21 protein-coding genes are annotated in these 23207 nt (G+C 45.4%); 14 read left to right on the plus strand and 7 right to left on the minus strand.

Annotated elements, in window-relative coordinates; genetic code table 11:
- The first annotated feature begins 45 nt into the window (after window positions 1–45).
- The 10 genes from gyrA to RHEIN_RS10835 all read left to right on the plus strand — a co-directional run bounded on the left by gyrA (window position 46) and on the right by RHEIN_RS10835 (window position 12220).
- Window positions 46–2670 (plus strand): DNA topoisomerase (ATP-hydrolyzing) subunit A, encoded by a 2625-nt coding sequence (gene gyrA, locus RHEIN_RS10790; protein ID WP_008899006.1) that lies wholly within the window; start codon window positions 46–48, stop codon window positions 2668–2670.
- Between the two features lie 373 nt (window positions 2671–3043).
- Window positions 3044–4123, plus strand: a complete 1080-nt coding sequence (serC, locus tag RHEIN_RS10795) for a 3-phosphoserine/phosphohydroxythreonine transaminase (protein ID WP_008899007.1) — start codon at window positions 3044–3046, stop codon at window positions 4121–4123.
- Window positions 4123–5409, plus strand: coding sequence for a 3-phosphoshikimate 1-carboxyvinyltransferase (aroA, locus tag RHEIN_RS10800; RefSeq protein WP_008899008.1), 1287 nt, complete (start codon window positions 4123–4125; stop codon window positions 5407–5409). Before serC ends, aroA begins: the two co-directional genes overlap by 1 nt.
- 115 nt (window positions 5410–5524) lie before the next feature.
- Window positions 5525–6205 (plus strand): (d)CMP kinase, encoded by a 681-nt coding sequence (gene cmk / locus RHEIN_RS10805; RefSeq protein ID WP_008899009.1) that lies wholly within the window; start codon window positions 5525–5527, stop codon window positions 6203–6205.
- 101 nt (window positions 6206–6306) lie between these two features.
- Window positions 6307–7983, plus strand: a complete 1677-nt coding sequence (rpsA, locus tag RHEIN_RS10810) for a 30S ribosomal protein S1 (RefSeq protein ID WP_008899010.1) — start codon at window positions 6307–6309, stop codon at window positions 7981–7983.
- A gap of 69 nt (window positions 7984–8052) precedes the next feature.
- Entirely contained in the window at window positions 8053–8337 is a 285-nt protein-coding gene (gene ihfB / locus RHEIN_RS10815; protein WP_008899011.1) for an integration host factor subunit beta, read from the plus strand.
- A 35-nt stretch (window positions 8338–8372) separates the two neighbouring features.
- On the plus strand, window positions 8373–8615 hold the full coding sequence (locus RHEIN_RS10820; protein WP_040555006.1) for a lipopolysaccharide assembly protein LapA domain-containing protein: 243 nt from the start codon (window positions 8373–8375) through the stop codon (window positions 8613–8615).
- A gap of 5 nt (window positions 8616–8620) precedes the next feature.
- Entirely contained in the window at window positions 8621–9751 is a 1131-nt protein-coding gene (locus tag RHEIN_RS10825) for a tetratricopeptide repeat protein (RefSeq protein WP_008899012.1), read from the plus strand.
- 21 nt (window positions 9752–9772) lie between these two features.
- Window positions 9773–10480, plus strand: a complete 708-nt coding sequence (gene pyrF / locus RHEIN_RS10830) for an orotidine-5'-phosphate decarboxylase (protein ID WP_008899013.1) — start codon at window positions 9773–9775, stop codon at window positions 10478–10480.
- Window positions 10481–10507: 27 nt separating this feature from the next.
- Window positions 10508–12220 carry a potassium/proton antiporter gene (locus RHEIN_RS10835; RefSeq protein WP_237704357.1) on the plus strand — a complete coding sequence of 571 codons (1713 nt, stop codon included), beginning with the start codon at window positions 10508–10510 and terminating at the stop codon, window positions 12218–12220.
- Between the two features lie 28 nt (window positions 12221–12248).
- Here RHEIN_RS10835 and RHEIN_RS10840 read toward each other — a convergent pair whose 3' ends face one another.
- The 5 genes from RHEIN_RS10840 to RHEIN_RS10860 form a co-directional block, all read right to left on the minus strand.
- A complete protein-coding gene (locus RHEIN_RS10840) occupies window positions 12249–12785 on the minus strand; it encodes a hypothetical protein (protein WP_008899015.1) in 537 nt (178 codons plus the stop codon).
- A gap of 268 nt (window positions 12786–13053) precedes the next feature.
- Entirely contained in the window at window positions 13054–13569 is a 516-nt protein-coding gene (locus tag RHEIN_RS10845) for a hypothetical protein (protein ID WP_040555009.1), read from the minus strand.
- A gap of 318 nt (window positions 13570–13887) precedes the next feature.
- On the minus strand, window positions 13888–14466 hold the full coding sequence (locus RHEIN_RS10850; protein ID WP_008899017.1) for a hypothetical protein: 579 nt from the start codon (window positions 14464–14466) through the stop codon (window positions 13888–13890).
- Between the two features lie 137 nt (window positions 14467–14603).
- A complete protein-coding gene (locus RHEIN_RS10855) occupies window positions 14604–16292 on the minus strand; it encodes an NAD-dependent malic enzyme (RefSeq protein ID WP_008899018.1) in 1689 nt (562 codons plus the stop codon).
- Between the two features lie 145 nt (window positions 16293–16437).
- A complete protein-coding gene (locus RHEIN_RS10860) occupies window positions 16438–16866 on the minus strand; it encodes an Lrp/AsnC family transcriptional regulator (protein ID WP_008899019.1) in 429 nt (142 codons plus the stop codon).
- Between the two features lie 155 nt (window positions 16867–17021).
- Between RHEIN_RS10860 and RHEIN_RS10865 the strand changes: the two genes are divergently transcribed.
- From RHEIN_RS10865 to RHEIN_RS10880, 4 genes are all read left to right on the plus strand, one after another.
- A complete protein-coding gene (locus RHEIN_RS10865; RefSeq protein WP_008899020.1) occupies window positions 17022–18227 on the plus strand; it encodes an aspartate aminotransferase family protein in 1206 nt (401 codons plus the stop codon).
- A gap of 69 nt (window positions 18228–18296) precedes the next feature.
- A complete protein-coding gene (gene astA / locus RHEIN_RS10870) occupies window positions 18297–19328 on the plus strand; it encodes an arginine N-succinyltransferase (protein ID WP_008899021.1) in 1032 nt (343 codons plus the stop codon).
- Window positions 19325–20809 carry a succinylglutamate-semialdehyde dehydrogenase gene (gene astD, locus RHEIN_RS10875; RefSeq protein ID WP_008899022.1) on the plus strand — a complete coding sequence of 495 codons (1485 nt, stop codon included), beginning with the start codon at window positions 19325–19327 and terminating at the stop codon, window positions 20807–20809. The genes astA and astD overlap by 4 nt, the downstream gene beginning before the upstream one ends.
- Window positions 20810–20893: 84 nt before the next feature.
- Complete coding sequence (locus RHEIN_RS10880) at window positions 20894–21697, plus strand: DUF1338 domain-containing protein (RefSeq protein ID WP_008899023.1); 804 nt, start codon at window positions 20894–20896, stop codon at window positions 21695–21697.
- A 30-nt stretch (window positions 21698–21727) separates the two neighbouring features.
- Here RHEIN_RS10880 and RHEIN_RS20425 read toward each other — a convergent pair whose 3' ends face one another.
- Together RHEIN_RS20425 and RHEIN_RS10890 are read right to left on the minus strand one after the other, a co-directional pair.
- Window positions 21728–22282, minus strand: coding sequence for a dienelactone hydrolase family protein (locus tag RHEIN_RS20425; protein WP_008899024.1), 555 nt, complete (start codon window positions 22280–22282; stop codon window positions 21728–21730).
- A 9-nt stretch (window positions 22283–22291) separates the two neighbouring features.
- On the minus strand, window positions 22292–23158 hold the full coding sequence (locus RHEIN_RS10890; protein ID WP_008899025.1) for an MBL fold metallo-hydrolase: 867 nt from the start codon (window positions 23156–23158) through the stop codon (window positions 22292–22294).
- Between the last annotated feature and the right edge of the window lie 49 nt (window positions 23159–23207).

Consider the following 23207-nt stretch of genomic DNA (forward strand, 5'->3'; position numbering starts at 1 on the left):
TAAAAAACGCGGGTATCTTGTTGATTTAAGGGAAAAAAGCTTTTTATGACAAATTTGGCCAAAGAAATTGTTCCCATTAATATCGAAGAAGAATTAAAGAATTCTTATCTCGATTATGCAATGAGCGTTATTGTGGGACGTGCCTTACCGGACGTAAGGGACGGTTTAAAGCCAGTTCACCGTCGCGTTTTGTTTGCGATGAAAGAGTTAGGCAATGACTGGAATAAAGCCTACAAAAAATCTGCCCGTGTCGTTGGTGACGTCATAGGTAAATACCATCCACACGGTGACAGCGCTGTTTACGACACTATAGTTCGTATGGCTCAGCCGTTCTCCTTACGTTATATGCTGGTCGACGGCCAGGGTAACTTCGGTTCAGTAGACGGTGACTCAGCAGCAGCGATGCGTTATACCGAAGTACGTATGTCGCGTATCGCAGGCGAATTATTAGCCGACCTGGATAAAGAGACAGTCGACTTTGTGCCTAACTACGACGGCACTGAAATGATCCCGGCTGTATTACCGACTAAAATTCCTAACCTGCTGGTCAACGGCTCGTCGGGTATTGCGGTGGGTATGGCGACCAATATTCCGCCACACAATTTAAATGAAGTCATTGATGCCTGTCTGGCATTGATTGCTAATCCGGATATCAGCATTCCTGAACTGATGGAACTGATGCCAGGACCAGATTTCCCGACAGCCGCTATTATCAATGGCCGTCGTGGTATTGAAGAAGCCTACCGCACCGGTCGTGGCAAGGTATATATCCGCGCCAGAACTCATATCGAAACCGATGAAAAAACCGGTCGCGAGACTATAGTTGTTGATGAAATTCCTTATCAGGTCAACAAGGCCCGTCTGATTGAGAAAATCGCCGAGCTGGTCAAAGAAAAACGCATCGAAGGCATTTCAGCATTACGTGATGAGTCTGATAAAGACGGTATGCGTATTGTTATTGAAGTGAAACGTGGCGAATCATCAGACGTACTGATCAACCACTTGTATACCCAAACTCAGATGCAAACTGTGTTTGGTATCAACATGGTTGCCCTGGATCAGGGCCAACCGAAGTTGATGGGCTTAAAGCATATGCTGCAATGTTTTGTGTTGCACCGCCGCGAAGTGGTGACACGCAGAACAGTCTATGACTTACGTAAAGCCCGTGACCGCGCTCATATCTTAGAAGGCTTGGCTATTGCTCTTGCCAACATTGATGAAATTATTGATTTAATCAAAAACTCATCAAGCCCGGCCGATGCTAAACAAGGTTTAGTGGCTCGTGGCTGGCAGTTAGGTGATGTCAGCGCCATGTTAGAACGTGCCGGTGAAAACGCAGCCCGTCCTGAATGGCTGGAAGAACATTTTGGTATTCGTGATGGCGAGTATTTCCTGACTGAACAACAGGCTCAGGCAATCTTAGATTTACGTTTACACAAACTGACGGGTCTGGAACATGAAAAGATTCTGGACGAGTACAAAGAGTTATTACTGCTGATTGCTGAGCTATTACACATTCTGGGAAGCCCGGAGCGTTTAATGGAAGTGATCTGTGAAGAGTTAGAAGCTGCGAAAGCCCAATATGGTGATGCCCGTCGTACTGAAATTCAGGACAACGCGATGGATATCAACATGGAAGACTTGATCACTGAAGAAGACGTAGTCGTGACTCTGTCACATTTAGGTTATGCCAAGTATCAGGCTCTGTCTGACTATGAAGCTCAGCGTCGTGGTGGTCGTGGTAAAGCGGCAACTACAGTAAAAGATGAAGACTTTGTCGACCAGTTGCTGATCGCCAGCACCCACGATACGATTTTGTGTTTCTCTAACCGTGGTCGTCTGTACTGGATGAAGGTGTATCAATTACCGCTGGCTTCGCGTCAGGCCCGTGGTAAGCCAATAGTTAACTTACTGCCATTGGAAGAAAACGAACGGATCACCGCAATTCTGCCGGTTCGTGAATACGAAGAAGGCAAGTATGTGTTTATGGCGACTGCCAACGGTACTGTGAAGAAAACCTCACTGACTGAATACTCTCGTCCACGCAGCAACGGCATTATTGCCGTGAACCTGAACGAAGGCGATCAGTTGATTGGTGTGGATATCACAGACGGCAACAGCCAGATCATGTTGTTCTCGGACGACGGCAAAGTAGTGCGCTTTAAAGAAGATCAGGTGCGTCCAATGGGCCGTGGAGCTACAGGTGTTCGTGGTATCCGTTTACGCGAAAACGGCTCTGTGGTGTCATTGATTGTTCCGAAGAGCGAAGGCGCTATTCTGACTGTGACTGAAAACGGCTACGGTAAACGTACCGCATTGCAGGAATACCCAGAGAAGAGCCGTGCTACTCAAGGCGTAGTCTCTATTAAAGTCTCCGAACGTAATGGTCTGGTAGTTGGTGCAGTACAAGTGAACGCGCTGGATGAAATAATGCTGATTTCTGACAAAGGCACACTGGTACGGACCCGCGTCAGCGAAGTATCACAAGTAGGCCGTAACACTGCTGGTGTTATTTTGATCCGCACCATCGAAGGTGAAAAAGTAGTAGGTGTACAACGCATCGACGAAATTCAGGATCAGGAAGAAGTAGCAGCCGCAGAAGCGGAAGCTGCAGCATTAGCCGCACAAAATCCGACAGAGGATACTGTAGCGGACGGCGAAGAAGAGTAAGACTGTTAAGAAGGGGCCAGATCACATTATTCAAAAAATAATGTGATCTGGCCCCTTTTTTATTTCTGTCTTTTGCAAAGTGCGCTAAAGTAGCGGCTGTTTAGAAAGAGCCGTCCAGACGTCAGGATTATTCGTTGATAGCACTTTTAGATACCCAAGTATCTTGAAGTTGCGGGGAGGCGACAAACCAGTGAGACCCCCAGGAGCATAGTCAACCTATGTGACTGGGGCGAGATGGTGCAGTTAACAAAGCTGCAGCTTCAAGTAAGACGGGTATAACCCAAGGCCACAATAACAAAGATCATCCCAAGATGACCAAAGCCGTTTTCTAATTTGTTTTTCATTCGATAAAGCGTTGTAACAGGAGCAAGAGATGACCACCTATAACTTTTGTGCTGGCCCGGCTATGTTGCCGGTGGAAGTGATGCAACAGGCACAGGAAGAGTTGATCAACTGGCATGGTCGCGGCTGCTCCATTATGGAGATGAGTCACAGAGGCAAAGATTTTATGCAGGTTGCGGCTCAGGCAGAGCAGGACCTGCGCGATTTATTGTGCATACCGGCCAACTACAAAGTACTGTTTATGCACGGTGGTGGTCGCGGTCAGTTTTCTGCTGTGCCACTGAATTTAGCCAAGACTGGTGTCAGTGCAGATTATATTGTCTCAGGCGTCTGGTCTAAGGCGGCTGTTGAAGAAGCTGAAAAGTTTACTGCCTTAAACCCTCAGGCGATTCAGTTTAAGCAAGATGGTCTTCGCACTTTAATACCTGCATCCGACTGGCAGTTAAATGATAACGCCAGCTTCGTGCATTTTTGCCCGAACGAAACTGTGGATGGCATGGAGTTTATCGACTTACCCAATACCAAAGCGCCTTTAGTGGCTGATCTGTCATCCACTATTTTATCGCGGCATATTGATGTCAGCCGTTATGGCGTGATTTACGCAGGTGCGCAGAAGAATATTGGGCCTTCAGGCTTAACGCTAGCCATAGTGCGTGAAGACTTGTTACCCGCCAAAGGCAGCAGCATTCCGAGCGTTTTAGATTATCGTTTGGCCGCTGACAACGACAGTATGTTTAATACACCTCCTACTTATGCCTGGTATCTGGCTGGTTTAGTCTTCCAGTGGCTGAAGCGTCAGGGTGGTGTTGAGGCGATGCAGCTACGCAACAGACTCAAAGCCGAAACCTTGTATGGCTATATCGACCAAAGCGATTTTTATCGTAACGATGTGGCGCCACAGTTCCGCTCATCAATGAACGTGCCGTTTTTATTGGGTGACGAAGCGCTGAATGATTTATTTGTCAGCAAAGCCGAAACCAATGGTTTATTAGCGTTAAAAGGCCATCGTATGGTGGGTGGTATGCGCGCCAGTATCTACAACGCCATGCCATTAGAAGGCGTACAAACTTTAGTAACCTTTATGAAAGAATTTGAGCGGGTGCACGGCTGATGAAAACTTTAACCTTAGAGCCTATCGCTAAAGTGGAAGGCGTGGTGCATTTACCTGGTTCAAAAAGTATTTCCAACCGTGCTTTATTACTGGCCGCTTTAGCCAAAGGCACAACCCGTATCACCAATTTGCTCGATAGCGACGACGTCAGCCATATGCTCAATGCTTTAACAGCGCTTGGCGTACAGTTTTCATTATCTGCGGATAAAACAGTGTGCGAGATCACTGGTGTAGCGGGCGTATTTCAGCATAAAGAACCTCTTGAGCTGTTTTTAGGTAATGCTGGTACAGCGATGCGCCCCTTAACTGCAGCTTTGGCTGTATCCAATGTCGATGTCACCCTAACAGGTGAGCCACGGATGTACGAACGTCCTATTGGTCATCTGGTAGATGCCTTGCTGCAATGGAATGCCGATATTGAGTATCTGCAACACAAAGACTATCCGCCACTGCGTATTCGCGGTAAAGCGCTGGCTGGTGGAAAAATCAGTATTGATGGTTCTGTCTCCAGTCAGTTTTTAACTGCAGTGTTGATGGCGGCACCTTTATTGTCGGGTGATAGTGAAATTATCATTAGCGGCGAACTGGTGTCTAAACCTTATATTGATATTACGCTGGCCTTGATGGCGCGCTTTGGCGTCTCTGTGGAGAACCAGAACTATCAAAGTTTTGTAGTTAAAGGCAATCAGCAGTATCAGTCACCAGGTGATTTTCTGGTGGAAGGAGATGCGTCTTCTGCGTCTTATTTCCTTGCAGCTGCGGCTATTAAAGGCGGTACGATAAAAGTCACAGGTATTGGCAAAAATGCAGTGCAGGGTGATATTCACTTTGCCGATGCTTTAGAAGCCATGGGAGCGACAGTAGACTGGGGGTATGATTATATCTCGGTCACGCGTAACCAGCTAAAAGGCATAGACCGTGATTACAACGCTATTCCTGACGCTGCTATGACCATTGCAACTACGGCTTTGTTCGCTGAAGGGCCAACGGCTATCCGCAATGTCTACAACTGGCGCGTCAAGGAAACAGACCGCTTGGCGGCTATGGCGACTGAACTGCGTAAAGTAGGTGCTGAAGTAGAAGAAGGTGAAGATTACATTTTAATCACTCCACCAACGACACTGAAACATGCCAGCATAGCGACTTACAACGATCACCGTATGGCTATGTGTTTCTCTTTGGTTGCATTAAGTAACACTGCGGTAACCATTGAAGACCCGGATTGTACCCGTAAAACATTTCCTCAATACTTTGAAGTGTTTAGCACACTCAGCACTTTAGCTTGAGAAATAACGCGTAACCTAACTGGTTACGCGATCCCCTTGATTAAACCGCGCTTTTTGTCATTTATTTCTGTATAATGCCGCATCTTTTTGTGTGTTCGACTGTTTTGGAGGCAGAATGCAACAAGCGCCGGTAATTACCATTGATGGACCAGGTGGCTCAGGGAAAGGCACTATTTGCCGTTTAGTTTCCCAAAAACTGGGCTGGCATCTGCTGGATAGCGGAGCGATTTATCGTGTTTTAGCTTTGGCTGCTATCCATCATCAAATAGACTCTTCCGACGAAGAAGCATTACAACCTCTGGCTGCTCACCTTGACGTACAGTTTACTTGTGACGAGCAAGGTAATACCCGAATTACGCTCGAAGGTGAAAATGTGACTCATACTATACGTACTGAAGAAGTAGGTTCAGTGGCATCCAAGATTGCCTCTTTACCTCGGGTACGTGAAGCGTTGTTACGTCGTCAACGTGCCTTTAAAGAGGCGCCGGGCTTAGTGGCTGATGGCCGTGATATGGGAACTGTAGTATTCCCACAGGCAGAAGTTAAAATCTTTTTAACAGCCGATGCGTCAGAGCGCGCCAGACGGCGTTATTTAGAGTTGAAAGAAAAGGGCCATGATGTTAACATCGGCGACCTTTTGAGCGAAATACAGGCCCGTGACGAACGGGATATGAATCGCGCCGTAGCGCCATTAAAGCCTGCAGACGATGCATACATGCTGGATTCGACCAATAAATCCATTGAACAAGTGTTGGACGAGGTTCTCAACGTCTGTAAAAAGTTGAACCAGGCCTAGACCTTCACGTTGGACAGCTTGTCGCAAGGAAGATGACAAGTTAACTTAGCAACCCCATGACACAGGACTGTGCGTGGAGCACTTAAACTGAAAAAGTGAATATGACTGAAAATTTTGCACTACTGTTTGAGGAAAGCCTCAAGACTATCGAAACTCGCCCTGGTTCTATCGTTAAAGGAACCATCGTTGCTATCCATAAAGACGTAGTACTGGTTGACGCCGGTCTGAAATCTGAAGCAGCAATCCCGGTTGAACAATTCAAAAACCTGGCTGGCGAGATTGAAGTGAGCGTTGGTGACATCATCGACGTAGCTCTGGACGCGGTAGAAGACGGTTTCGGTGAAACCTTATTATCTCGCGAAAAAGCTAAACGCCATGAATCCTGGGTTCGCCTGGAAAAAGCTTGTGAAGATAAAGTTACTGTTATCGGTATCATCACTGGCAAAGTTAAAGGCGGTTTCACTGTCGAAGTGGATGGTATCCGTGCATTCCTGCCTGGTTCATTAGTTGACGTGCGTCCGGTACGTGACACATTACACTTAGAACACAAAGAACTTGAGTTCAAAGTAATCAAATTGGATCAGAAGCGTAACAACGTGGTTGTATCACGTCGTGCTGTGATCGAATCTGAAAGCAGTGCTGAGCGCGATACACTGTTACAAAACTTAGAAGAAGGCATGGAAGTTAAAGGTATCGTTAAGAACCTGACTGACTACGGTGCATTCGTAGATTTAGGTGGCGTAGACGGTTTACTGCACATCACTGACATGGCTTGGAAACGTGTTAAACACCCAAGCGAAATCGTCAATGTTGGCGACGAAATCCCAGTTAAGGTTCTGAAGTTTGACCGTGAGAAACAACGTGTTTCTTTAGGTCTGAAGCAAATGGGTGAAGATCCATGGGCCGCTATCGCTTCACGTTACCCAGAAGGTGCTCGCATCACTGGTCGCGTAACTAACCTGACTGATTACGGCTGCTTCGTAGAAATCGAAGAAGGCGTTGAAGGTTTAGTACACGTTTCAGAAATGGACTGGACTAACAAAAACATCCACCCATCTAAAGTTGTTAACTTAGGTGACTCAGTGGAAGTTATGGTTCTGGAAATCGACGAAGAACGTCGTCGTATTTCTTTAGGTCTGAAACAATGTAAAGCCAACCCATGGGAAGAGTTCGCGAAGGGCTTCAACAAGGGTGACCGCGTATCTGGTAAGATCAAGTCAATCACTGACTTCGGTATCTTCATCGGTTTAGACGGTGGCATCGACGGTTTAGTACACCTGTCAGACATCAGCTGGAATTCAACTGGCGAAGACGCTGTACGTGAATTCAAGAAAGGCGACGAAGTACACGCAGTTGTGTTACAAGTTGACCCAGAGCGCGAGCGTATCTCTTTAGGCATCAAGCAATTAGACGAAGACCCGTTCAACGGCTACCTTGCTGATAACAAAAAAGGTGCTATCGTTAAAGGCAACGTAACTGCAGTTGACGCGAAAGGCGCCACTGTAATGCTGGAAGGTGGTGTTGAAGGTTACGTTCGCGTATCTGACATCGCTCGTGAGCGTATCGAAGACGCTACTACAGTATTAAAAGTTGGTGAAGAAGTAGAAGCTCGCCTGATGGGTGTTGACCGCAAAAACCGCGTAATCAGCCTGTCAATCAAAGCGAAATTCGAAGCTGAAGAAAAAGAAGCTATGGACACTATCAAAAAGCAGGATGATACTGATTTTGGTGGTAACGCTATGGCCGAAGCATTCAAAGCTGCTCAAAAAGCTGACTAATTGATGCTTGTATAGAAGGACTGGAGCATAAGCTCCGGTCCTTCATTCTACTGATACAGCGGAGGGTCCATGACCAAATCTGAATTGATCGAAAAACTGTCTACTGATTTTTCTCATGTCCAGGTGAAAGACATCGAATCTTCAGTCAAAGAAATTCTGGAACAAATGGCCACCTCACTGGCGAATAACGAGCGTATCGAAATTCGTGGTTTTGGTAGTTTTTCTCTGCATTACCGCGCACCTCGTGTAGGTCGCAATCCAAAAACCGGCGATAAAGTGGAATTAGATGGCAAATACGTGCCTCATTTCAAACCGGGTAAAGAATTACGTGACCGGGTGAAAACTAACACCTGATCTCTTTTCAGCTAAAAAACGGGGTTGACGGAGTTTTGACCAGATTTTTTTATGTTGTCTTTATTATTGCCCTGATTACATTCGGGCTTATTCTGGGTTCCCTCAATCAGCAAATTGCTGAATTTAATTATCTTATTGCAAAAACAGAACTCAGAGTGGTGGACATTGCCGCTCTGTTTTTAGTTGCTGGTTTTCTGCTTGGCCTGAGTGTGTCTATGGCCTTTATCCTGAAGGCAAAAACCAAAGGTTGGTTTGCTAAATCTTCTGATAAAACCTGATCCCTATGCTGGAACTGTTATTTCTGTTGCTTCCTGTCGCCGCCGCTTATGGCTGGTTTATGGGGCGAAACAGCGAAAAACAAAAAGAGCTTAAGGGCAGGGCTTCTGTCACTAAAAACTTATCCTCTGGTTTAAATTTCCTGCTGACTGATCAGGAAGACAAAGCTATTGAGCAATTACTGCAATTGCTTGATGTTGAAGCCGCTACTATTGATACCTATCTGGCATTAGCCAACCTGTTCCGTCGCCGTGGTGACTGGGATAAAGCCATTCGTATTCATGAAAAATTACATCAGTTAAAACTGCCAAAACAACAGGCACAAAAAATACAATTTGAGCTGGCCAAAGATTACTTCAGCGCCGGTTTATACGACAGGGCTGAACCTTTACTCAGTGCTCTGGTTCAGGCTGAAAGCATTCGCGAAGCTGTTTTAAAACAACTCTTTAGTTTATTTACTGCGACTCACGAATGGCAAAAAGCCATGGATTTCCGTGCAGTGGTAGAACAAACGGATTCCCGGTCACTTCGTATTGGTGTGGCAAATTTCAGTTGTGAAGCCTGGCGTAAAGAACCTGCGGCAAGTGATGCGTATCGGCAGTTGATCCAACGTTATCCAATCTCCTTGCGGCCCAAATACGAACTGGCAAAAAAACTCATTGCAGAAGAAGAGTTTACCGAAGCACGTGAGCTGTTGCTGGCCATATTGCAACAAAGACCTCAATGGGCTGCTGAGCTATTACCTTTAGTGCAACAAACGACACCGGAGCCAGCAGCGTGGCAAACACTTCTGACGGAACTGAGTCGCAAGCATAAAAACATTAGCGCTACCGCTGAGTTGGCACAGTTTTATGCGGATGATCAGAACCTGCTGCAGGCAGAGAATTTACTGACTGATAAGCTCAGACAGCAGCCGAATATCCGCTTATTTTTAAAATTTATTCAAATTAGACGATTACAAAACCCATCTGAGCCACATTTGGCTGAAATAGAACAAATGGTCCAGGCTTATCTGGATACTAAGGTGCTGTATCATTGCCGCAATTGTGGTTTTAAAACCAAACAACCTTATTGGCTTTGTCCGTCTTGCCAGCAGTGGGAAACGGTAGAACCAATGACCGGCATAGACGGTCGCTGATCTTACAATAAAGAGAATTCCATGAATAACACCAGTCCTATAGTGGTCGCCTTAGACTTTGAGCAAAAATCCGCAGCACTGAATTTAGTCAGCCAACTTGATCCGGCTTTGTGTCGCTTAAAAGTAGGCAAAGAGATGTTTACTCACTTTGGTCCTGACTTTGTCAAAGAGCTGCATCAGCGTAAATTTGATGTGTTTTTAGACCTTAAATTTCACGATATTCCAAATACTGTGGCTAAAGCGGTGAAAGCGTCAGCAGATTTAGGCGTGTGGATGGTAAATGTGCATGCCTCTGGCGGCAGCCGTATGATGATTGCAGCCCGTGAAGCTTTGGAGAGCTTTGGCAAAGAAAAGCCTCTGTTGATTGCTGTGACTGTATTAACCAGCATGGAGCAAAGTGATTTAACGGAACTGGGTATCAATTTAACGCCACAACAGCAGGTAGTCAGGCTGGCAGGGCTGGCTGATAAGTCAGGTCTGGATGGAGTGGTTTGTTCTGCACAAGAAGCAGTTGAATTAAAACAGCAATTTGGTCTGGAATTTTGTCTGGTCACACCAGGTATTCGACCATCATTTGCTGCAGCTGATGATCAAAAAAGGGTAATGACACCTGCTGAAGCTGTAAAGGCTGGTGTAGACTATATGGTGATAGGGCGCCCAATTACCAAAGCTGCCGATCCGTTATCCGCGTTACAGCAAATTTATCGGGAGATTTACCCCGCGCATTAAGAAAAAAGGAGCTTTTGTTTGGATGCAGTGAATTTAACAATCCTGGTTGCAGGGGCTCTGTTTTTCTCCAGTATAGTTGCCACACTGATCTCGGCGCGCTTAGGCGCGCCTTTATTATTGATTTTCCTTGTGATCGGTATGTTGGCTGGTGAAGACGGATTGCTGGGTATCAAATTTGGCGATCCGGATATCGCGTTACTAATTGGCTCCATCGCCCTTGTTATTATCCTGTTTGACGGCGGAATGCGTACGCATCCAGACAGAGTACGTGTGGTTTTGGCTCCTTCAGCCGTATTAGCTACTCTAGGCGTAGTGCTGACCTGCGGAATTCTGGGTGTTGCAGCTTCTTATTTGTTTGATTTAACCTTGCTCGAAGGCCTGTTGTTAGGCGCTATATTAAGCTCGACAGACGCGGCGGCCGTATTTTCTATCTTCCAGTCTGCCGGTTTAAATATTAAAGAGCGGGTGGCATCAACACTGGAAATAGAGTCGGGTAGCAACGATCCTATGGCAGTAATGCTGACTTTTACTCTGGTTGGCGTTTTAGCAGGCCACAGTGAACTGAATTGGTCTTTATCCACAGTGTTCTTTCAGCAGGCCATAGTAGGCGCGGCCGTGGGCTATGGAGCAGGGCGCTTCTTTGTTTTGTTGTGCCGAAAACTGCCATTAAGCGCTGCTTTTTTCCCTTTACTGGCCGTCTCTTACGCTTTGCTGATTTTTGGTTTAACCAACCAGTTTGGCGGCAGTGGTTTTCTGGCTGTGTATCTGATGGGCTTTTTAATAGGCAATGCCCGTTTACCACAAATTCAGCAAATATTGCGTATGCACGACGGTTTAGCCTGGCTTAGTCAAATCATTATGTTTCTGATGCTTGGCTTACTGGTAACGCCAAGCAAACTGATGGAACACGCCATTCCGGCTTTACTACTGGCATTGGTGATGATTTTTATCGCCCGGCCAATAGCTGTGTTTTTAAGCCTGGTGCCTTTTCATTTTCCAAAGAAAGACCAGTTGTTTATCAGTTGGGTAGGTCTTCGTGGCGCTGTGCCTATTATTCTGGCTTTATTCCCATGGCTGGCAGGAGTACCGAACAAAGACTTGTACTTTAACGTGGCGTTTTTCGTGGTGATTGTATCGTTACTTATTCAAGGCTGGTCTATAGCGCCGGTAGCACGTTGGCTGAAGCTTGAGGTACCACCAGAACCAGGTCCGGATCACTCCATGACGCTCGACAGTGTAGACAGCAACGATCTGCTACAAGTGCTGTCCTTTAAAGTGGGTAAAGGTTCACCTATTATAGACAGTGACTGGCAACAACTGAATATGTCGCCTGATGTCAGCTATTTAGGTGTACTACGCAAAGGTGAATGGCTTAACGCTGAGCGAAGTCCAAGCTTCCAGCTCAATGATATGCTGTTGGTTTTGAGCAAAGCCAAAGACGTAAAAGCGGTCAGTGACAAAGTGTCCACCAGTGCAGAGCAAACCACCTTGGATAAATTGGACTTCTTTGGAGACTTTATACTCAACGGTGAAATTACCTTAAAAGAGCTGGATGCGTTTTATAGTATTCAATTCGCAGATCACCAGGACCCAACACAGACATTGTCAGAATATATCTCAGAGAAGTTTCACAGACGTGTCGTGGTTGGTGATCAGGTTCAGCTGGATCAATTGGTCCTGACCGTACGACAAATCGACGAGCAGGACCAAATATTACAAGTGGGTATTAAGTCAGCCTGAAAACTGACTTTATCTATGTTAGAACAAATTACTCATCTTTATATACGCGGACTTTTACCTGACCGCTGGTGTCTGTGATCTTGTTGCAGCGATGAACCCGAAGGTTTGAACCTGTTCTTTCTTGTTGCATTCTGCAGGAAACAAATTGTGCCTGGGAGCCGTATTTAGCTTTGTATTCTTCAGTTTTCTGCTCGACCGCTTTTTTCTGCTCAGCAGTCAGATTTGCTGTTAAGGCTTCATAGTTGCTTTTCCACTTGGTTTCACGTTGTTCTAAAGCTACCCCAAGCCAAACCAAACCTTCAAAAACATTCTCATCTGTACCCAGTCCATCTATCAAATAGCTTCCAACGATGTTCTGAGCGTATTTATCGCCGTATTTTGCATACTTCAACAGGGTAGGAAAAGCTTCGGCGTATTCACGCACTTTCACGTGGTGAAGCGCTTTGTGAAGTTCTGTCTCGTACTCAGTACCTGAGATATTGATCACATCAGAGCTTGATGCAGCAGCATAAGACGAACTAAAAGCTAGTGTCGCGGATAAAAATGCGTAAATTACTGGTTTCATGATTCACTTCCTTATTGATAACTGAGGTTTATCATAGAGCAGATAAAAACAGACTTCCGCAATATTTTATGACAAATTGTAAACAATTATGTATTGCTGTTAACCACCTGACAGTTTACCTACAGGTAACTACAATTGACAGACTAAAAAAACAGACTACAGAACAGTGATGTTGTCGCATCATCCCAATAGTTGATTTCACCTAATTGTCTTTTAGCATCATGAGCTTAGTGTCGAAAGTCCCTTTTATTGAAAGAAAAATCAATAGCTATTTTTTTGGAATGGTATAGGTTTTTGAGAAAGAACTGGGCTTATCCTTACGAGGTGTGCCCTGAAATCGAGGTATAAACTTAAAGTGCTGCAAACGAATACCTGTATGAACGAATAGATCTCTGGGCGGACGAACTGCAGAAATAGCCTGAGCTACGACCGTGGGTAACTGTTGTTCAAATTCCTTACCCATAGTGCAGGAAAAAACCTGTAAATTAAGTAACTTTCTTTTCACCACATCATGATTAAAGCTCACAGTACAAGACTTTCCTCTGTGGTATTCATACAGCCGTACACGACGATGGATTTCATTTTGAAGAGAAGTGTTATAGACCTGCATAGCGTTAAAGTTTTTGGCCTCAACAGATTTCTTGTCTGGATTAGCCTGATGTTCATAAAGCTTTTTAGAAACTGGTTTATTGGGTTCAACAACGTAGTGTTGAGCGAATAACTGAAAGGTCGACAAAGCAATAAAAAATAGGAGTGAGCGATACACGTCTAGAGTTCCTTTCATTGATACATGCATCACCAATTTACAATCTAAGGCAATAGCAGTGCAACACGAGTTTGAAGTCTGCAAAGTACTTAATATACTAAATTTAACATAATAATAATTATGCGCCACTTGAAATAATGGAAGTGGAGTGGATATATCTATATTTATCAATAATATACCTCGATCTTGCACAATGATTGTTCTGCTGCTGATATGCAATTACTTCCGATATAAACCTTTATTTGCAGCTTTAAACTCGTTAATTAGAACAGGTCCCTAAACTAAACAGGAAAACCATACAGATCAACCTGTATGGTTTTCAAATCAAGATGAATATTAATTACGTGAAATTAGTTTAATACCGCCATCGTAACATTCAGTTGTTTTGCCCGAATCCGATATCACCTGGATATGATCAAAACCACCGGCTGGCGCTGACATCTCAAGCAAGTCGGTAAAATCATCGGCTATATCGCTGATTTCATCACCTTTTTGCTCTAAAGCTGCGAAATGTGGTCTGTGGCGTTCTGTGATTTCCTGGATCTTTTCGGCTAATTTGTGCTGCTCGGCCATTTTGACTTTATCTATGCGAATACTGTGTTCATCTTCCTGATGGACAAGATCTGCAAGCTCAGCCATACGTTCGCTGTGTTGCTCCATTTCAATCTCAAAGGCTTTCAAAGGTAAATGCAACTCTTGCATTTGTTGCTCAACAGCTTCTAAGCGTTGGTAAGCCGCGAATTCATCGTTGGTCATAGCGCGTTGCTGTATAACTTTGCAGTTTTTAATAAAGGCAATTTGTTGAGGTGCAGCAGCAAGGTTTGTTGTATCGGTTTCAGCCTGAACTGTACAGCCAACAGTGATTGCTATGGCAACAGATAACAGTGTGCAGGTAAAGGTTTTTTGGTATTTCATGACAGGCTCCAGTGGTTCTCTTATGACTAAGTCGGAGCAGCATTAAAAATAGTTGGACGGGAAAAACAAAAAAGTTGGTTTAATCGATAACTCATTGATTAAACCAACTTTTTATTTAGATCTTTTGAGCTGAAAACTTAGTTACCACTGACTCGCTTGTATTGGCGGTATTCTGGTGTCCAGAAATTACGCTCAATTTTCTGCAGTAATTCTTCGTCGCTGATTTCCAGCGCCAAACCTTGTTTTTGCGCCACTTTTGCTACTTCAAACGCGATTTTTTTACTCAGCTCAGACAATTCAGACAAGGCTGGCAGCAAGGTTCCCTGCCCTGTGTTGGCCAGCGGAGATGCTGCAGCTAAGGTTTCACTGGCGATACGCAACATATCATCACTGATACGGCTGGATTTGACGGCCACTACACCTAAACCAATGCCTGGGAAGATGTAAGAGTTATTGCACTGCGCAACATGATAAGTCTGGCCTTTATGAGTCACAGGCTTAAACGGACTACCAGTGGCAATAATCACTTTACCATCAGTCCATTTGATCACTTGTTCTGGTGTCGCTTCTACTTGTTTTGAAGGGTTGCTCAACGGGAAAATAATAGGCAGTTCACAGTGCTTTTTCATCGCAGTGATCACTTGTTCGGTGAACAAACCAGGCTGGCCCGACACGCCTATTAATACATCAGGTTTAGCGCAGTTCATCACATCTAATAAAGATGCGTATTCGCCACTGTATGCCCAGTCCGCTAAGTTGGATTTTTGCTGCACCAAAGCTTGCTGAAAGTCACGTAAGTCGGGCATGCCATCCGTGAGTAAACCAAAACGGTCCACCATATAGACCTGGCTGCGTGCTGTGGCGTCATCCAAACCTTCAGTTTTCATTTGACTGATCACTTGTTCTGCAATACCACAACCGGCAGAACCTGCACCAACAAACACCACTCGTTGTGACGACAGTTTCACGCCTTTACTGCGACAGGCCGCCAACAAAGAACCAACTGTTACTGCTGCAGTGCCCTGAATATCATCGTTAAAGCAGCAATACTCATCACGGTAACGTTTTAATATTGGCATAGCGTTTGGCTGAGCGAAGTCTTCAAACTGGACCAAAGCTTCTGGCCAACGGCGTTTTACTGCTTTCATAAACTGATCAATAAAGGCGTCATATTCTTCGCCGGTAATGCGTTTATGTTTAGACCCCATATAAACCGGGTCATTGAGCAGTTTTTCGTTGTTGGTGCCTACATCCAGCATTACAGGTAAGGTATAAGCCGGGCTGATACCGCCACAGGCTGTATACAAAGACAACTTACCGATAGAAATGCCCATACCGCCTACGCCCTGGTCACCTAAGCCCAGTACACGTTCGCCGTCTGTCACTACTATTACTTTGACTTTTTTCTTGGTGACGCTACGCAGTATGTCATCCATATGCTCGCGTTCGCTGTAGGAGACAAAAATACCACGGGCGCTGCGATAGATAGCAGAGAAACGCTCACAGGCATCCCCTACTGTTGGCGTATAAATCACCGGGATCATTTCTTCCAGATGTTCTTTCACCAGTCGGTAAAACAGCGTTTCGTTTTTATCGTGAATGGCGCGCAGATAAATATGCTTGTTGATAGGCTCAGCAAAGCTTGAATATTGCATATAAGCACGAGCCAGTTGCTGCTCAATAGTTTCGTAACGTGGAGGTAATAAACCAATCAGGTTAAAAGCAATACGTTCTTCTTTAGTAAAGGCGCTGCCTTTATTTAATAATGGGGTTTCTAATAAAGCCGGACCTGCGTAGGAGGTATAAAGAGGTTGTTTTGTACTCATGGGGATCTCTCAAAATTAGCCTGCTGGCTCAAATTGCTGCCGATCATAACAGGTCTGACTGAGGCAGCAACCTCACTTCAGGTAAAGTGTTGTTAAATGACGATCATTTCACGCTGGTCAGACCTGATATAGGCCATTTTCAGCCTTATCTTTTGAATTTAGTCTCCAAAATCACCGAAGAGTTGGTACGCTCTACTCCATCCAGATTGCCAATTTCATCCAGAATATGACTCAATTGCTCAGTAGTTTGAGCCTGGACTACAGCTATTAAGTCATATTCTCCGCTGATGGCATATAACTCGGAAATCTGGCTGATTTGTTTTAACTCTATATTGGTTTTTGTCGTCAGTTTTTGCCGCACTTTAATAGCCACATGAGCTGAGACTAACTGGCTTAAAAATGCACTGCCATATTCCAGTACATAACCTTTTACCACCCCGCTTTGTTCAAGCCTGTGCAGGCGGTTTTGTACAGTGCTGCGCGACACATTTAGTGCTCTGGCTAAATCAGAAATACTGGCTCTGGCGTTACGCCGTAACATACCCAGTAACTTTTCGTCGTCTAAACTTATCACTTTGCTCAATCACCTTGTCAAAATACCAGAATTAACTGCAATATTGTTAATAATGCTACTGCATATTGGTAAGTCTGGCCAATATAATAAATAAAATTCCTTAAGTTACCCTGTCCTTCCGGGTGATCCACAAAAAGTATAAAGGCAGAACAACAATGCAAGTCAGCAGATCCTTATTCGATGAAGTTATGGTTCCTAACTACGCACCCTCAGCGGTGATCCCGGTCAAAGGTTTAGGTTCAAAAGTATGGGATCAGACAGGTCGTGAGTTTATTGACTTCGCAGGCGGCATAGCGGTGAACTGTTTAGGCCATTGCCATCCCGCTTTGGTCAGCGCACTGAAAGACCAAGCTGATAAGTTATGGCATTTATCTAATGTGATGACCAATGAGCCAGCCCTAATTCTTGCGCAAAAGCTGGTGAACGCTACCTTCGCTGAAAAAGTCTATTTTGCCAACTCAGGCGCTGAAGCCAACGAAGCAGCCTTAAAGCTGGCGCGTCGCTGGGCTAAAAATGAAGTGGGTGAACACAAAACCCAAATTATTGCCTTTAAACAAGGTTTCCACGGCCGTACTTTCTTTACCGTGACAGTGGGCGGCCAGCCAGCGTATTCGGATGGTTTTGGTCCTAAACCTGCTGATATAGTGCATGCCGAATACAACAATCTGGCAAGCTTAGAAGCACTGATTTCCGACAATACCTGTGCTGTGATGTTAGAACCTCTGCAAGGTGAAGGCGGTATTATCAGCCCAACAGTTGAGTTTATTCAGGGTGTGGCCGCTTTATGTAAAAAACACAATGCGCTGATGATTTTTGATGAAGTGCAATCAGGTGTAGGTCGTACCGGCGAGTTGTATGCCTACATGGGTTTAGGTGTAGTACCAGACATTCTGACCACAGCCAAGGCGTTAGGTGGCGGTTTCCCTATAGGGGCTATGCTGACGACCACCGCTATTGCTAAGCATTTAGTGGTTGGCACCCATGGCTCTACTTATGGCGGTAATCCGCTGGCCTGTGCTGTAGGTATCGCTGCTTTTGATACAGTGAATACGCCTGAAGTACTAAATGGCGTGAAACACCGCGAGCAGTTATTCCGCGACGGTTTAAATGCTATTAACGCTAAATACGATGTATTCAGTGAAATTCGTGGTCAAGGCCTGCTGATTGGTGCTGCACTGAATGACAAGTACCAGGGCAAAGCCCGTGACTTTATGCTGGCTGCTGCCGACGAAGGTTTAATGATGTTAGTGGCGGGTTACAGCGTTCTTCGTATGACTCCGTCCTTGGTTATTCCGGAAGCGGACATTGCCGAAGGTTTAAAACGTTTTGAAAAAGCTGTCGCGAAGATGGTTCAGGCCTAAAGCCATTGAAGGGAGTTCGTTGAGCTCCCTTATCTTATTAAGCAGCTACAACGCAGGAATACTGAATTTATGTTGTTGATCCGTCCTATCCGACAATCGGATTACCCTGTCCTGATGCAAATTGCCGTTGAATCAGGTGCTGGTTTTACCTCTTTGCCGGTCAATGAGCAAAAACTGCAGGCCAAAATTGCCCGTTCAGAGCAAAGCTTTGCAACAGCCGTTGAGACTATGGGCGATCAGGGGTATGTATTTGTGCTGGAAGATACCAGCACGGGCGAAATTGTAGGCACTTCAGGCATTGAAGCTTCGGTTGGCCTGGAAAATCCCTTGTACCATTTTCATAAAAGCACAGTAGTGCACCACTCCAAAGAGCTGGATGTATTTAAACAAGTTGAAGTTCTGACCATGTGTAATGATTACACTGGTGTCTCTGAAATTTGTACTTTGTTTTTACGTGAGCCTTACCGTCAGGGGTTAAACGGCCGCTTTTTATCCAAAGTACGTTTTTTGTTTATGGCTGAACACCCCAAACGCTTTTCGAAAATGGTGATTGCCGAAATGCGTGGCGTGGCCGACGATTCTGGCCTGCCACCATTCTGGAAATGGCTGCAGTCCTATTTTTTCAGCATCGACTTCCCTACGGCTGACTATATGATTGGTGTCGGCAACAAAGGTTTTATCGCCGATCTGATGCCACGTCACCCTATTTACGTCAGCTTACTGCCAGAGTCTGCGCAGCAAGTGATAGGTGAAGTGCATGAAAATACCAAACCTGCGTTAGCACTGCTGGAAAACGAAGGTTTTTTCCACCGTGGTTATGTCGATTTATTTGACGGTGGCCCGACGGTTGAGTGTCAGCTCAAACAAATTAAATCTGTGCGCAACAGTCATAAAATTAAAGTGCTGGTGGCGCCTGTTGAAGGTAACGCAACCCTTGCTGTTTGTAATACTCAAACCGCTAATTTCCGCGCTGTATTTAGCAAAAATGCAGCACTGAATGACAATCACGAACTGGTGATTAGTCCTGACTTAGCAGAAGCTCTGATGGTCAGCAATGGCGATTTTGTGCGTTACCTCTCCTTAGAAAAGGCAGTGAAATGATAGAACTTACTACAAAAGCTGCAGTGCAGTTTATCGAAGGCCAATGGCAAGCTGGTTTTGGCCTCGCTTTTCAGTCTGTAAATCCTGCTACAGGCCAGGTGATTTGGCAAGGCAATGGCGCAGATGAAGCTCAGGTGCATCAGGCTCTGAAAGCAGCACGTCAGGCATTTTATGGCTGGTCGACTCTTTCACTGGTACAACGTTTGATTGTGATCGAAAAATTTGCCGCCTTACTGCAAGAAAATACTGAGACCATGGCTCGCACTATTGCCGAAGAAACTGGCAAAGCCTTGTGGGAAAGCCGTACTGAAGTCGCAGCTATGATTGGCAAAATTGCGATATCCAAACGCGCCCACGAAGAGCGTACCGGCACAGTTGAAAACCCTATGCCAGGCGCCAAGGCTTTTATCCGCCATAAGCCCCATGGTGTAGTTGCGGTATTTGGTCCTTATAACTTCCCTGGCCATTTGCCTAATGGTCATATAGTTCCTGCGCTCATTGCCGGTAACGTTGTGGTGTTTAAGCCATCAGAGTTAACACCAAAAGTAGCTGAATACACAGTGCAGTTATGGCAACAAGCGGGTTTACCTGCAGGCGTACTGACTTTATTGCAGGGCGAAGTGGCAACCGGCAAAGCTTTGGCTGCTCATCCACAGCTGGATGGTTTGTTTTTCACCGGCAGCTCTGGTACAGGTCATTATTTGCATCAGCAATTTGCCGGTCAGCCAGGTAAAATTCTGGCACTGGAAATGGGCGGTAATAATCCGCTGATTATCAAAGATGTGGCCAATGTAAAAGCTGCTGTGCATGACATTATTCAGTCTGCTTTTATCAGTTCAGGTCAGCGCTGCACCTGTGCCCGCCGTTTGTTTGTGCCAAATACGGCCAATGGTGATGCCATTTTGTCTGAATTGGTTGCAGCAACAAAAAACATTCGGGTCGCCGACCCTTTTGCCACAGAGCAACCTTTTTACGGCGCTATGATTTCTGCCAAAGCAGCGGAAGGCATGGCGAAAGCTCAAAAACAGCTGGTGGCTATGGGCGCAAAAGTTTTGGTTGAGCTCACTTTACCTGAAGCTCATGGCGCTTATGCCACACCTGGTATTCTGGATGTGACAGATGTTGTGGGTATTCCTGATGAAGAGCATTTTGGTCCACTGTTAAAAGTCTATCGTTACGATGATTTTGAACAGGCCATTGCTGAAGCGAATAACAGCAAATATGGTTTATCTGCCGGCTTACTGGCTGATTCAGCTGAAGATTATCAGTTGTTTTTCCAGCGCATTCGTGCAGGCATAGTCAACTGGAATAAACCTATTACCGGCGCATCCAGCGCAGCACCTTTTGGTGGTATAGGCGCCAGTGGCAACCACAGAGCCAGTGCTTATTATGCAGCTGATTATTGTGCTTACCCTGTGTCTTCAGTTGAAGCTGAACAGGTGATATTGCCAGCCACTTTAAGTCCGGGTTTAGTGCTGTAAAGCTGAACCAGATCAAAACAATAAGCCGGTAAAGTGGCTACACTTGCCGGCGTAAACACCATAATCAACAGAGCAGGACCCGTTATGCATACTGATGTGAAAGAACTGTTTAACCAACTCTGGGCAAATTACCTGGAAGTGACTCCTTCTGCGAAAAAAATTCACGCCATTTTAGGCTCATCGCAACAGGATGACGTGATTAACGATCACATCGCACTTCGCACTTTTAATATCGAAAAAGTAAGTCTGGAAAAGCTGGCAGCCCACCTGTTAGCTTTAGGTTATACCGAAGGTGGCGAATACCACTTTGAAGCAAAAAAGCTATATGCCAAACACTTTGAGCATACAGATCCAACCTTGCCAAAAGTGTTTATTTCCGAGCTGCTGTTAGAAAAATGCTCTGAAGAGCTGCAAAGCATAGTGCGCAAACTGGTTGATCAAATTCCAGAATCTGCAGTGACCGCAGATAACTTCCTGTATTCAGGCCGTCACTGGACTATTGATCAGCAAAGCTATGAAACTCTATTGGCAGAAAGTGAATACGCGGCCTGGATGTCAGTCTGGGGTTACCGTGCTAACCACTTCACCGTCAGTGTCAATGCACTGAACAACTATGAAACTTTAGAATCGGTGAATCAGGCATTAAAAGATGCAGGCTTCCCGTTAAACACCTCTGGTGGTGAAATCAAAGGCACTCCAGAAGTCTTGCTGGAACAGTCTTCAACTTTAGCAGACGAAGCACCGGTTCAGTTTACGGATGGCACTCGCAATATCCCTAGTTGCTTCTACGAATTTGCCCGTCGTTACCCTATGGCCAATGGCCAGCTGTACGGTGGTTTTGTTGCAGCTTCTGCGGATAAAATTTTCGAAAGTACCAACGTTCGTTAATCACCGAAGGTGATCAATACGGCGTGAAGACTAAAGGCTGGACAGAAATCCGGCCTTTATTTTTTTCCAATAGATCTGCGCCGCTTCAGCCTGATAACCTCTGGACAAAACATTCATAAAACCATGAGGATAAGGAACAAAGCTTTGTTTTAGGTTTATTTTACCTGCAAGAGCATCCATCAGTTCCAACACAGAAAAATGCGATTCTTCAGCAAATATTAGCTCTGTTGGATAAAGCGGCTGAAGATGCGTCATCTGACGGATTTGCCCGCCATAAAAACCAACACAAGCTTTGACTGTCAGATGTTCAAGCGCCAGATTCGCCCAGCATGCAGCAGCTCCGGCGCTAAAACCCACTAAGAATACCGGCTCCGTTTGTGCTTTAAGCACCTCGCCCACCTTATTGCAGTACGTCTCTATGCCGCCATGATCCAGAAAATACTGATAGGCCTCTTTGTCATCAGCGAACACAGGAGACTGATGATCATAAGGCTGTACGCAAAGATAATCCGAACCTAGCTGGTCAAACTGCAAAAGCACTTCAGGCTGGGCACCAAAGATATCAGTCGTTATCACCAGTTGCATCTATTGTCCTTAGCGAAACAAATTAACCGGAAGTTTTAAATACACAGTGCCATTGTCTTCCGCTGCCGGGAATTGCCCTGCCCGCACATTTACCTGCACCGAAGGTAATATCAGCTTTGGCATACTCAGAGTTTTGTCTCTGGTCGCACGCATAGCGACAAAATCCTGCTGACTGGTGCCTTGTTTTAGGTGGATGTTCTGCTTCTTTTGCGCTGCTACTGTGGTCTCACAGACAAAGTCTTCCCGGCCTGGCGCTTTGTAGTCGTGGCATAAAAACATTCGGGTTTGATCTGGCAATTGATACAACTTTTGCACTGATTGATACAAAGTGGCTGCATCGCCCCCCGGAAAGTCACAACGTGCTGAACCATAGTCCGGCATAAATAAGGTATCGCCGACAAAAACTGCATCACCAATACAATAACTGACACAAGCAGGCGTATGACCCGGGGTATGGACTACGGAGCAGTTTAGGGTTCCCAACATAAAGTTTTCACCATCGGCAAATAGTTTGTCAAAAGCTGAACCGTCCGTTTTCAGATCCTTGAGGTTAAACACCTGGCCAAAGAGTTGCTGCACTTCGGTAATGCGTGAGCCTATTGCAATACGGCCCCCCAGCTGTTGTTTCAGAAAAGGCGCAGCAGATAAGTGATCGGCATGCACATGAGTTTCCAAGAGCCATTGCACCGTCAGGTTATGTGCTTTCACCTTAGCAATGATTTGCTGTGCAAAGCCCGTGCTGGTGCTACCCGACGCTGCGTCAAACTCTAATACCGGATCGATAACCGCAGCTTCTTTACTTAAAGGATCCCAAACCAAATAACTGTAAGTAAAGCTTTGAGGCTCAAAAAAAGCATGGACAACAGGCTGTTGCATAGGTCACTACTCTATATGGACTGGCCAGAATTTGGCTTATCTTAGCAAA

The organism is Rheinheimera sp. A13L (assembly GCF_000217935.1).
In the GTDB taxonomy this organism is placed as follows: Bacteria; Pseudomonadota; Gammaproteobacteria; order Enterobacterales; family Alteromonadaceae; genus Pararheinheimera.